Annotated in this window: 9 protein-coding genes and 2 tRNA genes; 6 read left to right on the plus strand and 5 right to left on the minus strand. The window is 69.5% G+C overall.

All coding sequences use genetic code 11. From position 1 onward, the window contains the following. Nucleotides 1-311: 311 nt before the first annotated feature. The 3 genes from ACTQWE_RS09370 to ACTQWE_RS09380 all read left to right on the plus strand — a co-directional run bounded on the left by ACTQWE_RS09370 (nucleotide 312) and on the right by ACTQWE_RS09380 (nucleotide 2818). Complete coding sequence (locus ACTQWE_RS09370; protein ID WP_441857201.1) at nucleotides 312-1343, plus strand: septum formation initiator family protein; 1032 nt, start codon at nucleotides 312-314, stop codon at nucleotides 1341-1343. Further along, the gene (locus ACTQWE_RS09375; protein ID WP_441857203.1) at nucleotides 1340-2329 is read left to right on the plus strand and encodes a Ppx/GppA phosphatase family protein; all 990 of its coding nucleotides are present in this window, start codon (nucleotides 1340-1342) and stop codon (nucleotides 2327-2329) included. The genes ACTQWE_RS09370 and ACTQWE_RS09375 overlap by 4 nt, the downstream gene beginning before the upstream one ends. Before the next feature lie 404 nt (nucleotides 2330-2733). Further along, a tRNA-Leu gene (locus ACTQWE_RS09380) sits at nucleotides 2734-2818 on the plus strand. A 124-nt stretch (nucleotides 2819-2942) separates the two neighbouring features. Here the strand turns inward: ACTQWE_RS09380 and ACTQWE_RS09385 are convergent. After that, nucleotides 2943-3359 (minus strand): hypothetical protein, encoded by a 417-nt coding sequence (locus ACTQWE_RS09385; protein WP_441857205.1) that lies wholly within the window; start codon nucleotides 3357-3359, stop codon nucleotides 2943-2945. Nucleotides 3360-3704: 345 nt separating this feature from the next. Here ACTQWE_RS09385 and ACTQWE_RS09390 point away from each other — a divergent pair, with 345 nt between their 5' ends. Both ACTQWE_RS09390 and ACTQWE_RS09395 read left to right on the plus strand, forming a co-directional pair. Then, nucleotides 3705-5426, plus strand: coding sequence for a UTRA domain-containing protein (locus ACTQWE_RS09390; RefSeq protein WP_441857207.1), 1722 nt, complete (start codon nucleotides 3705-3707; stop codon nucleotides 5424-5426). Continuing rightward, nucleotides 5419-6474, plus strand: coding sequence for a transketolase family protein (locus tag ACTQWE_RS09395; RefSeq protein WP_441857209.1), 1056 nt, complete (start codon nucleotides 5419-5421; stop codon nucleotides 6472-6474). The genes ACTQWE_RS09390 and ACTQWE_RS09395 overlap by 8 nt, the downstream gene beginning before the upstream one ends. A gap of 132 nt (nucleotides 6475-6606) precedes the next feature. On the opposite strand, the gene ACTQWE_RS09400 is transcribed toward ACTQWE_RS09395, so the two are convergent. From ACTQWE_RS09400 to ACTQWE_RS09415, 4 genes are all read right to left on the minus strand, one after another. After that, nucleotides 6607-6682, minus strand: a tRNA-Glu gene (locus tag ACTQWE_RS09400). 42 nt (nucleotides 6683-6724) lie between these two features. After that, on the minus strand, nucleotides 6725-7696 hold the full coding sequence (locus ACTQWE_RS09405) for a hypothetical protein (RefSeq protein ID WP_441921647.1): 972 nt from the start codon (nucleotides 7694-7696) through the stop codon (nucleotides 6725-6727). Beyond that, nucleotides 7696-8838 carry a response regulator receiver protein gene (locus ACTQWE_RS09410; RefSeq protein ID WP_441921649.1) on the minus strand — a complete coding sequence of 381 codons (1143 nt, stop codon included), beginning with the start codon at nucleotides 8836-8838 and terminating at the stop codon, nucleotides 7696-7698. Before ACTQWE_RS09410 ends, ACTQWE_RS09405 begins: the two co-directional genes overlap by 1 nt. A 118-nt stretch (nucleotides 8839-8956) precedes the next feature. After that, nucleotides 8957-9832, minus strand: coding sequence for an AraC family transcriptional regulator (locus ACTQWE_RS09415; RefSeq protein WP_441857038.1), 876 nt, complete (start codon nucleotides 9830-9832; stop codon nucleotides 8957-8959). Between the two features lie 233 nt (nucleotides 9833-10065). Between ACTQWE_RS09415 and ACTQWE_RS09420 the strand changes: the two genes are divergently transcribed. After that, nucleotides 10066-12333: a glycogen/starch/alpha-glucan phosphorylase gene (locus ACTQWE_RS09420; protein WP_441857039.1), complete on the plus strand. Its 2268-nt coding sequence runs from the start codon at nucleotides 10066-10068 to the stop codon at nucleotides 12331-12333. Nucleotides 12334-12453: the final 120 nt, after the last annotated feature.

Genomic DNA, 12453 nt, shown 5'->3' on the forward strand with positions numbered 1-12453 from the left:
TGGGCGTGCTGGAGGAAGTTGGCGGCGACGACGAGGGCGAGGAGTAGGCCATGGAGAAGGACGGGACGCGGGACTTGGGCGCAGGTGCCGGCGTTGGCGGCGCGGGTGGCGGGCGGTCTGCTGAGTTTGCGGGATTGTGAGGAGGGGTCGCGACGGGCGCGGCCCCTCTGCTATAACTGAGGGGAGGCGCGCGAGCGCCGGCCGACCAACGAAGCTGAAACGAAGACGACGGCATGAGCATGCAGAACCAGACCCCATCGGGCAACGTTGTTGCCCCGACCACACGTGGCGTGACCGGTCGAAGGAGACCCGTGCAGAAAGACGACGGCAACCCCAGCGGCGGCGAGCGCCGTTCCGAGAGCGACGAGCGCTTGGCAGACAACGGCAAGAGAGAGGCCCAGGGTCGTCGGCCTCGTCGCGGGACCCGGAGGACCGATGGTCCGCTTGGGAAGCACGAGTCGAAGAACACGAAGAAGATGATCGCGGCGCAGGCGATTGACCCGGCGAAGGACATCGCCGCGTCGAGGGAGCGCATGGCCTGGGAGGACGCGCGGGCGAAGCGCGCCGCGGACGCCCGGGTCGACGCGGCCGCGGGTGCCGGTGCGGCTGGTGTCGCGGGCGCCGGTGCGGCGAGTGCTGCGGGCACCGTGGGCGTTGCGAGCACGAAGGCCGTGGTGTCCGTCGACCACGAGACGGCCCTCGCGAAGTCCGAGGCCGCGTACGGCGTGCGCCAGAACGCCGCGACCTACGACGACGTTCGCGAGGCAAAGGCGGCGAGGGGCGCGAAGCGTGGCACTTCTCGCCCGGACGCGCGCGTGGCCCGCGGCGGCGCGGGTCGCGAGGATCGCGATGGCCGCGATGGCCGCGAGGAGAAGGCGTCTGCCGGCGAGCGCGTGGCGGCGGCAAGGGAGCGCGCGGCATCCGGCGCGCAGACGGCTCGCGAGCGCGCGACGTCTGCGGGGGAGTGGGCCGCGGCTCACCGCCGGCTGTGGATCGTGCTCGCCGTGGTGGTTGCCGTGGCGGCCGCGCTGTACGGGCCGGCGCAGCGGTACTACGTGTCGATGCGGACGACGCAGGACCTGCAGGTGAAGTACGCCGCGCTGAAGAGCCAGAACAAGGACCTGAAGAGCGACGTGGACACGCTGATGTCCAAGGAGGGCATCGAGGACCAGGCGCGGAAGAACGGCTACGTGTATCCCGGCGAAAAGGGCGTCGAGGTGAAGGGACTGAAGGAGGACGGCAAGGACCCCTCGGCCGCCATCACGTACAAGGACGACCGCGCGTGGTACACGAAGGTGCTGGACGCGCTGTTTGGCTACGACAGGAAGACGGTGCTGAAATGACGAGGGTCGCGTGCATCGACATCGGGACGGTGACGGCGAGGCTGGCCGTGGCGGACGTCGAGGGCGGCCGCGTGACGCGGATGCTGAAGCAGTCGACGATCTGCAACCTGGGCGAGGGGCTGACGCGGACCGGCATGATTTGCGAGGCGGCCGCCGGGCGCGTGCTGGCGTGCGTGGACTCGTATTTGGCCGCGGCCCGGCAGGCGCGGGCGCCGAGGATCTGCTGCACGCTGACCTCGGCGGCGCGCGACGCGGGGAACTCCGACGCGCTTCTGGCGGAGCTTGCGGCGCGCGGGCTGCACGCGCAGGTGATTCCCGGCGAGGTAGAGGGTTCGCTCACGTTCTTGGGCGTGGCGCAGGACTTTGCGGACCGCGAGATCCTGGTTGCGGACAACGGCGGTGGTTCGACCGAGATCGCCGTGGGCAGCATGGGCGCAGAGCGCGGGCTGGCGCTGGACCGCGTGCGGTCCGTGGACGTGGGGTGCCGGCGCATGACGGAGAAGTTCCTGAGCGCGGGCGACCCGCCGAGCATGGCGGACGTGGAGCGCGCCCGGCGATGGGCGCGCGGCATGTTTGACGACGCGGTGGCCGCGGAGGGCGTGCGCGAGCTGGCGCCGGAGCTGATGGTGACGACCGGTGGCACGGTGACGAGCCTGGTTGCCGTGAAGCTGGGACTGGAGCCGTACGACCCGCGAAGGGTCCACCTTGCCGAGCTCAGCCACGAGGACGTGGAGGCGCTTCTCGCCCGGTTTGCCAGCGTGACGGAGGCGGAGCGCGCCGCGATGGCAGGGCTTCAGCCGAAGCGCGCGAACGTGATTCTGGGCGGCACGATTGCGGTGGCCGCGCTGATGGAGTCGTGCGGGTTCGAGCGGCTGACCGTGAGCGAGAGCGACCTGCTGTTTGGGCTATCGATCTGCGCGGCCGCGTCGGCGGACGGCGGGGCGAGCCCGCTGGGCTGGGAGCCGGACCTGAGCGAGCTGCGGTAGGGCGCCGGGGCCGGGTTCTGGCGCGTGAGTGCGTCGCTTGAGGGTTTGGGCGCGCCGCTTGAGGCCGGCCGGATACGCGTCGGGGGGCGCGAACGTATAACACTCAAAATAAGGTTTGCGTTTGCGCGACAAAACCGCAGGATTTTGAAATGTGCCGAAAAAATGTTGTACGTTCGCGCCCGGGGGCAAGCCTCAAGCGGTGGTCGCGGGGCGCTGCGGAGGGCTGATGCGTTGGCATAACGTAGAACTAAAATTTTTAGTTCTACGTTAGGGCGACAAAACCGTAGGATTGCCGGAGCCCGGAAATTATAGTTGTACGTTAGCGGCTGCGGTTGGCGGGCGTGGCGGATCCTCGCGAGCGAGGCACGCGCGCCGCGGTGCGCTGTGGTAAGGTTTTTGGTCACGGGGGCGTGGCGGAATTGGCAGACGCAGCGGACTTAAAATCCGCCGGCCTAGGTCTTGTGGGTTCGAACCCCACCGCCCCTACCAGCACATGAGAGCGGCGGACGGGAGCGGGTGCTTCCGTCCGCCGCTTTGCGTCGCGGGTCGTGTTGCAGGCTGCGCGGCTGCGCGGCTGCGCGGTGGCGTGGGTCGCGCGGGTGGCGATGCGGCGTTACGCGAACATGCCGTACAGGAGGCCGACGAAGAAGCCGCCGTACTCGATGACGCAGAAAACGACCGTGAGGATGACCATGAGTGAGGTCGCGACCTGTCCGCCTTGCAGCCGCGCGATGAGGGAGAGCGCGACGTACAGCGCGTAGATCGCCACGATCGCGATGACGAGGGTGCGGCGGGCGCGGGTACGCTGCTTGGGCGTGCGGGGTGCGGAATCGTCCGGGCGGAGCTTGCGCATGAGGAAAAGCCCGAGCGAGAACAGCAGGATGGGCATGGCCACGAGGTCGAGGACCGTCGCGAACGTGAACACGTAGTATGTCTGGGGGATGTCCTGCAGAAACGCGATGTAGACGACGGCGTACGCCGCGGCCGCTGCGACGACGGCGCGGGACGCGACCCTTAGCTTGGATTCCATGGGACCCCTCCTCCGACCTTTTTGCGTAGGCGTTTTGCCAGTACGAACGGCGTGTCGTGCGGCATGACCCGCGCATTTTACGCGGCGCGGCGGCGCGCTGGCGGCGCGCTGGCGGGCTTGCCCTGAGTATACCCATGGCAGCATGATGGAAATTTCAGAAAGTATGCGCGCGCCGCGCGCGCGAGCGTTGGAGCGGCGTAAAGTCATGCCTGTTCATAACATGTCCTGTACACAACTTGTCTGTATGCAAGTTGTTCAGTCGCAGGTCGCACGCGGAGCACGGCGCCGGGGCGCCGGCGCCAGCGGCGCGCGACCACGTGCGACGGCATATGCAGAGGGGGCCTCATGGCCGAGTACGACTTTGGCTTTCCCACCCCGGACGCGCCGGGGGCGGCAGGCGGGGCCGCGAGCACGGAGCCTACGCTCCTCTCGGCGGATTCGCCCGACCCGCTGAACGTTCAGCTTTCCGAGATCATGCGCGGCAAGATTCGCAACCGCGAGTGGCGGCGGGGGCGCTACATTCCCTCCGAGGCGGACCTGATGGCGCAGTACGGCGTGAGCCGTGGGACCGTGCGCAAGGCGATCGGGACGCTGGTGGCCGAGGGGCTGCTGGTGAGCCGCAAGGGGAGCGGGACCGTGGTGGCGGACGGCGGCATTGCGCGGCCGGGCAACGCGCGGTCGTTTAGCTTTGCGGCGTCGCTTCGCGACGGCGGCGTGCGGTACACGACGCGGGTGCGGCGGAAGGACGTGCTGCCGGCTCCGGCGGAGGTGGCGGAGAGCCTTCAGGTGGAGCCCGGCGAGCCGGCGCTGTTTATGCGGCGCGTGCGGTCCGTGAGCGGACGGCCCGTGGTGTGCCAGGAGAGCTGGTCGAATCTGGCGGCGTGCCCGGGGCTGGAGCGGGCGGACTTCACGACGGAGTCGCTGTTTGACGCGGTGGAGCGGTGCTCCGGCCGCAAGATCGCGCTCTCGCACATGCACTACTCGTCGTGCCGGGCGGGGGCGGAGCATGCGGCGTGCCTGGCGTGCGGCGCGAGCGACCCGGTCATGGTGCTCGAGCAGCGCATAGAGCTGGCGGACACCACGCCCATCGAGTGGAGCCTCACGTGGCTGGGGCCCAACCAGTCCATCGTGGGCGTGTCCAGGCAGAGCGACGGCTTCCCCGGCCCGCTTGAGCTGGACGGCATCCGCACGCACGCGCGCGAGGGCGCCGCGGAGGACGAGGCCACGCGCGCGCTGCGCCGCCGGCTAGACCTGGACGCGCTTGAGGTGCGCCGCGGCGTGGTGGAATGGGGCCATCGCTACATGGGAAGCCCGCTGCACTTTGGCGGCGCGCTCTCCATGGCAGAGATCGTGGCCGTGCTGCTGGGGGAGGTCATGCACACCGGACGGGACGGCACGCCGTGGGACGAGCGCGACCGCCTGATCGTGAGCAAGGCGCACGCGTCCGTCGCGCTGTACCCCATGATGCTGAAGTGCGGCCTCATAAGCCAGGACGACGTGGACCGCGGGCTGTTTGGGCCGGACGCGCGACTGTTCAAGCACCCGGAGCGCGACCCCCAGCGCGGGTTCGAGATATCCGGCGGCAGCCTGGGCATGGGCCTGGGCTACGCCGCGGGCCTCGCGCTGTCGCTGCGCCGCAAGCGCCTGCCCGGGCGCGTGTTCTGCGTGGTGGGCGACGGCGAGTGCGACGAGGGGTCCGTGTGGGAGTCCGCCGCGCTCATTGGCTACAAGCGCCTGGCCAACCTGACCGTGGTGGTGGACGCCAACGGCATGCAGCTGGACGGCCCCACGGCGCAGATACTTGACAACGGACCCATCAACAGGAAGTTCGCCGCGTTTGGCTTTGACGTGGCAGAGGTGGACGGGCACGACGTGATCCAGCTGGCGGACGCCCTGCGCAACCCCGGCGACCGCCCGCGCGCCGTGGTGGCGCGCACGCTCAAGGGCCACGGGCTCTCGTTTGCGGAGGGTCACGCGGAGTGGCACGACAAGGCCCTGACGGAGGAGCTGTACCAGCAGGCCATGCGCGAGCTGGACGCGCGCGAGGAGGCGATACGCGGTGAGTAGCACGGACGCGCGGGGCGAGAAGAACGCGGCCGCCGTGGCCGGGGGCACGGGCGTGGCCGCGGCTTTCGCGCGGGTTTCCGCCGAGGAGTCCGCGCACTTCTCGGCCATGAACCCGAAGCAGGTGTTTGGCGAGGTCATGGGCGAGCTTGCCGAGCGCGACGGCGGGCTTTCCGTCGTGGTCTCTGACTACGGGCGGCGCCTGAACCTGGACCACATGCGCAAGGTGCTGCCCGAGGGCTTTGTGCAGTGCGGCATCGCGGAGCAGAACCAGGTGGAGGTGGCGGCCGCGCTCGCGAACGAGGGACTGACCACGTTTGCACCGAGCTACGCCACGTTCATCACGGGGCGCGTGTACGATCAGATCCGCGTGAACCTGGGCATGATGCGCTCGCCGGTGGCGCTGGTGGGCGTGTCGGCCGGGTGCGAGTCTGGCATGCTGGGCGCGAGCCACATGGCGCTGGAGGACGTGTCGCTCATGCGCGGCGTGCCAAACGTGGAGGTGTTCTGCCCGGCGGACAACGCGGAGCTCGCGAGCGTGCTGCGGCTGCTTGCCGCCGCGCCGCGCCCGGCGTACGTGCGCACGAACATGCTGGACGGCGTCAACCTGCACCCGGACGGGACCACGGCCGTGGCCGGGCGGGCGCAGCGGCTCTTCTTGCCCGAGGGCGCGCCGGAGGTGAGCCTGGTGGCCACGGGCACCATCTGCAGCCGCGTCGTGGAGGCGGCCCGGTTGCTTGCTGCGGACGGCGTGTCCGCGGAGGTACTGGAGATGCTGACCGTGAAGCCGCTGGACGCGGCGGCCGTGGACGCGCTGGCCGCCGGCGGTCGCAGGCTGGTGGCGACGGTGGAGGAGCACAGCGTGGTGGGCGGCCTGGGCGCGGCCGTGGCGGAGCGCATGTCCGCCCGTGGCGGCGCGCCGGCGCTGCTGAGGCTGGGCATGCCGGACGCGTACCAGAACGCGGACTCCCAGGCGGCCCTGATGGAGCGCGCGGGGCTTACGTCCGAGGGAATCGCGGTGCGCGTGCGGGAGCGCCTGGCTCGCGGGTAGCGTGGTGGCGGTGTCGGCGGGCGTCCGCGTGGTGAAGGCCGCGCGGCGCGTTGCGCGCAGCACGTGGCGTGCGCAGATGGCTGCGACGCAAAAGGGCCCGCCGGCGTGTGCCGACGGGCCCGATGCGTGCGATGGTGCCCCCAACGAGACTCGAACTCGTGTTACCGCCTTGAAAGGGCGGTGTCCTAGGCCACTAGACGATGGGGACGCAAGCAAGCAGTATACCAGACTGGCGTCGCGTGCGGGGCGGCTACCACTCCAGGCCAGAATTATCCGCGAACGTCCGCGCGGACTGCACCATGCCGGGCTGGTCCTGCACCCACGTCACCAGGTCCGGCACGTCCACCACGATCGGGTCCGCCTCGTGCACGGCGAGCGTGACCTCCTCGAAGCTGTATGGCGTGGCGGCGGGGCGGTCTGGCAGGTACGTGTCCACCATCACGGGGCGCAGCAGCGCGTACACGCCGCCCTCGCACAGGGTGTCCAGCCCCTTGAGCGCGCGCCGCGCGGCGCCCATGCGGCCGAGCTTGTAGAACAGGATCAGCAGCGCGAGCTGCGTCCAGCTGTCGCCGCGCCGCCCGAACGACGCCTCGAGCGCATCGAGCGCCGACTCGTCCTCCAGCCGCGCGAGCGCGAGCGCGCTGGTGTGGCGCGCGCCAAGCGGGTCCGCGTGCGTGGCGCCCGTCACCTGGCGCGCCACGGAATCCGCCATGCGGTAGCGCGCGGAGTCCAGGCACGTGCGCGCGATGGCCGCCTTCACGCGCAGCCGCCCGCGCGCGAACACGTCCGACCAGGCGTCCGCCCCGGCCGCCTGCGGCACGGGGCCCAGCCGCCCGGTGGCGTCGCGGTCGATCTGCAGCAGCTCGTCCAGGAGCGGGTCCGGATCGAGGTCCTGCGCCAGCGCCAGCAGCAGCTGTGCCTCCGTGCAGCCCGCGTCGAGCGCCAACGCGCGGCGGCACTGCGTGCGCAGCCGCTCCATCCGCTTCGCGCGCTGCGAGAAGAACTCACCGTCGTCCAGGAGGTCGTCACCCTCGCGCGCCTCGTCCAGCGCTGCGACGGCGTGCGCCACCACGGCGAACGCCTCGTCCGAGCCGTCCTCCACGAAGCGCTCCGGGTCCTCGCGCACGGCAAGCAGCAGCTCGGCGTAGCCGCTGTCAGAAAGCCCCAGCTTGGCGCGGCGCTTTGCCGCGAGCCTCAGCACCAGCTCCTCGCGTCCGTCCATCACCTGTCGCCCCCGTCCGCGCGTGGCCCGCCCGGCCGTCCGCCGGCCGTGGGCCCGCCGGGTCGCTGCCCGCCCGCGCCGCCCGAGTCGCCCGCGGCCGCATCCATGCTCTTCTCCCATGCGCGAAGCTCGGCCACGTCGCGGGGGTCAAGCCGCTGCGCCTGCGCCGCCACCCACGAGCCCAGCGCGCCGCGCCCGTGGCTGTCGCGCCCCTCCTGCAGCAGGACCGTGGCCTCGGACGTCGCGACGATGAGCTCGTCCTCGCTGTACGGCGGCACGGCCAGGCGGCAGAACACGCCGTCCGGCAGCTCGCGCTGGCTGGCCAGCGTCGCGGCCGCGTGCGGGTACGTGGCCAGAAGCGCGCGCAGCTGGCGCAGGGCGTCGTCCTCGTCGTGGCGGCTGTGCGCCAGCGACACGCGCGCGATGAGCTGCCACGCGTCCGCGCCCTCGTGCCGGCGAGGCACGCCCAGGGTGGCGGAGCGCTGCGCAAGGGCGTCCAGCCCGGCCGCGTCCTCGAGCTTGGCGTAGGCCAGCGCGGCCGAGAAGCGCACGTCCGCGGCGTCGTTGGGGTCTGCCTCCAGCGCGCGGCGGCAGATGTCCAGGCACTGCCGGTTGCGGCCGCAGATGAGGGCCTTGTCCGCCATGGTCGCGAGCCAGCGCAGGTACGGGCGCATCGCGAGGTCCGCCTCCAAGAGCGAGCGGTCGCCGTCGTCCTTGGCAAGCGCCGCGTCGCGCGCGGCGGTGCAGGAGCGGCGCACGTCCTTCTCGCCCTGCTCGAGGTAGTGGAAGAACGCGTCAAAGCCGGCGATCGTGGCCGCGTGCTGCATGCGCGCGGCGTCGTGGCAGTTGGGGTCGAGCGCCAGGGCCTCGTCCAGCAGCGCGTGGCCGCGCCGGATGAGCTCGGCCGCGCGGGCGTCGGACTCCGCGAACGGCAGCTGGTAGTCGATCACCGTGGTGGCGCGGGCCACCAGGTGAAACGCGCGGTCCGCATCCGTCTGGGGCAGTGAGTCGCGGTCCTGCGAGAAGCGCCGCCCGAACGACGCGAACGCCCGCGCGGCGCCCGCGGCACCGCCGCCGTCGAGCGAGCGCGCGAAGCGCAGGCCCAGGCGCTGGTAGTCCTCGCGGTTTGGATCAAACGACACGGTGCGCCTCCCTCCTGCGCGCGGCCGGCCATGGTCGCGGCCGCCGTTGCCGTGGGCCCTGCGCGGGCCCCCACCTGTGGTTGCGTTAGTCAATCCTAGCGAAGTTTCGCCGCGCGTGCTATGCCCTCGCGCGGAACTCCGTGGGCGTCATGCCGTAGCGCCGCCGGAACCTGCGGTTGAAGTACGAGAAGTTGTCGAACCCGCACGACTGCGCGATGGCGCCCACCGGGTCGTCCGTCTTCTCGAGGTAGTACGACGCGGCCGTCAGGCGGCATTCCGTCACGTACTGGCTGTACGTCATCCCCATGTCCTTCTTGAACACCCGCATGAAGTGCGCCTTGCTGTAGCCGGCCAGCCGCGCGGCGCCCTCCACGCTCGGCGGCGCGGCGTAGTTTGCGTTTACCTCGCGCAGCACCGCGCGCAGGCGCTCCGCCGCGGGCTCCGCGCGCTCCGGCGCGTCCGCGCTGCGAAAGGCGTACAGCGCGTCCATCAGCATGAACAGCCTGCTCTTCACCATCAGGGAGTAGCCGGGCTGCCTCACGGCGCACGCGGCGTCCGCCCCGTCCAGCGCCCAGCGCACGCGCTCGTAGAACTCCGTCCCCTCCGGCACGGGGCGCGCAAAGCGCAGCGTGCCCTCGCGCAGCGGCTGCAGCACGTTGGCGCGGCACCAGTCGTCCGGCTCGTGGCTGTCCAGGATGTCCAGCGAGAAGATGATGTTCTCGTACTCCATGCGCGTGCCGTCGTCCCCGTCGATGGCGTGGATCTCTCCCGGCAGGATGGGCACAATCGAGCCGGCGTGCACCGGGTGCCGCACGAAGTTGGTGCTGACGGTGCCGCTGCCGCGCTTCACGTACACGATCTCCATCTGGTCGTGCCAGTGCGGCCTCACGCGCGCGAAGTCCTGCGGGATGGTGCAGAGGTACGTGTTGTACGCAAAGCCCGGCACCTCGTGCACGCCGGTCTCGCGGTATTGCTCGTATCTGGCAAAGTCCATCTGCCGGACGCCCCCGTCCTTCTCGCCCCGCACCTGCCGCGCCGTGCCGCGCTTGCCGTGCCGCGGCCTCCGCCGCGGCCTGCCGGAAACGGTTGTGCGCTGGAAACATGTCAATCGTTGCTTACCACGATGCTAGTTTAGTACTAATAGAGGGCACCATGATGCAAGAAACGGCCCATCCGCTGCAACTATAGTGCTTGTTAACGTCAGCAATGGCCTGAAAGGACCCCATCATGACCGAGTATAGCCTCGCCTCCTACGCAAAGAAGCCGCTTGCGGAGTGCACCGAGCTCGAGCTCTTCAACGCGCTGCTGAGCCTCACGAAGGACGCGGCGGCCGAGAAGGGCTACAACCAGGGCAAGAAGCGCCTGTACTACATCTCCGCGGAGTTCCTGATCGGCAAGCTCCTGAGCAACAACCTCATCAACCTGGGCCTGTACGACCAGGTGCGCGCGGAGCTCGCAGAGGCCGGCCGCGACCTGGCCGAGCTCGAGGAGTTCGAGAACGAGCCGTCGCTGGGCAACGGCGGCCTGGGCCGTCTGGCCGCGTGCTTCCTGGACTCGTGCGCGACGCTGGGGCTGCCCGCGTCCGGCGTGGGCCTTGCGTACCACTGCGGCCTCTTCAGGCAGAGCTTCGACAACAACAAGCAGTACGAGTCGCCGGACTACTGGCTCAGGTGGGGCCAGGAGAGCTGGATGCGCCGCACGCCCAAGCACTACACCGTGAACTTTGGCGACCTTTCCGTCACCTCCACCATGTACCAGATCGACGTGACGGGCTACCACAGCCAGTGCGACACGCTGAACCTGTTTGACGTGGACACCGTGGACGAGCGCATCATCCGCAACCGCATCAACTTCGACAAGTCGCAGGTCGCGAAGAACCTCACGCTCTTCCTGTACCCGGACGACTCCGACGAGGCCGGCCGCATCCTGCGCGTGTACCAGGAGTACTTCATGGTGAGCAACGCGGCGCAGCTCATGCTGGACGAGTGCGTCGAGCGCGGCAGCAACCTGCACGACCTTGCGCAGTACGCCGCCGTGCAGATCAACGACACGCACCCCACCATGGTGATCCCGGAGCTGATCCGTCTTCTGGGCGAGCGCGGCATCGGCTTTGACGAGGCCGTCAGGATCGTGCGCGACACCTGCGCCTACACCAACCACACCATCCTGGCGGAGGCGCTGGAGTGCTGGCCGCTTGGCTTCATCGAGCGCGTGGCGCCGCAGCTGGTGCCCATCATCCAGCAGCTGGACGCGTTCGTGCGCGGCCAGTACGAGGACGACTTTGTCCAGGTGATCGACAAGTGGCAGAACGTGCACATGGCGAACATCGACATCCACTTCAGCCACTCCGTCAACGGCGTCGCCGCGCTGCACACCAAGATCCTGGAGGACTCCGAGCTCGCGCCGTTCTACAAGATCTACCCCGAGAAGTTCAACAACAAGACCAACGGCATCACGTTCCGTCGCTGGATGGTGGAGTGCAACCCCGGCCTGAACAAGCTGGTCTCTGGCAAGATCGGCGAGGGCTGGAAGACCGACGCGGAGCAGCTTGAGCAGCTGCAGCCGCTGGTGGACGACCCCGCGTTCCTGGCGCAGCTCGACCAGGTGAAGCGCGCCAACAAGCAGACGTTCGCCGCATGGCTCGCCGCGCACCAGGGCACCGTGGTCGACCCCGACTCCGTGTTCGACGTGCAGTCCAAGCGCCTGCACGAGTACAAGCGCCAGCAGCTCAACCTGCTGTGGGTCATCCGCAAGTACCAGCGCCTGCAGATGCTCGAGGCCGACGAGCTGCCCAAGCACAAGGTCACGGTCATCTTCGGCGCAAAGGCTGCCCCGGCGTACACAATCGCCAAGGACATCATTCATGCAATCATCTGCCTGGGCAGGGTCATCGAGGCGGACCCGGTGGCCAGCAAGTACCTGCAGGTTGTCATGATCGAGAACTACAACGTCACCGCGGCGCAGCACCTGATTCCGGCGGCCGACATCTCCGAGCAGATCAGCCTTGCCTCCAAGGAGGCCTCCGGCACCAGCAACATGAAGTTCATGCTCAACGGCGCCGTCACGCTTGGCACCATGGACGGCGCGAACGTCGAGATCGCGGAGCTCGTGGGCGCAGACAACATCTACACCTTTGGCGAGTCCTCCGACGAGGTGATCGCCCGCTACAAGCGCGGCGACTACAACCCCAGGAGCTACTACGAGAAGGACAAGGAGCTCGCGGCCGCCGTGGACTTCCTCACGTCCGACGCCATGCTCGCCCAGGGCGACGCCACCAACCTGAACCGCCTGCACGACGAGCTCCTGAACAAGGACTGGTTCATGACGTTCCCGGACTTCGCCGACTACTGCGCCACGAAGGCCCAGGTCCTGAAGGACTACGAGGACCGCGAGGCCTGGCAGCGCAAGGCCCTGGTGAACATCTCGAAGGCCGGGTACTTCTCGTCCGACCGCACCATCGCGCAGTACGAGAAGGACATCTGGCACCTGCGCTAGGTGCGCCGCGCGGGCCGCGTGCGGCAGGCCGGGCTGCGGCCGGCGGCTCGCGTGATGTTTGACCTCCCTATTGCCGGTGTCACCTCCCCCTTTCGGCGGCGCCGGCCCCCCATATGCATG

It is taken from the genome of Parafannyhessea sp. LCP19S3_B1, assembly GCF_052121955.1.
GTDB lineage: Bacteria > Actinomycetota > Coriobacteriia > Coriobacteriales > Atopobiaceae > Parafannyhessea.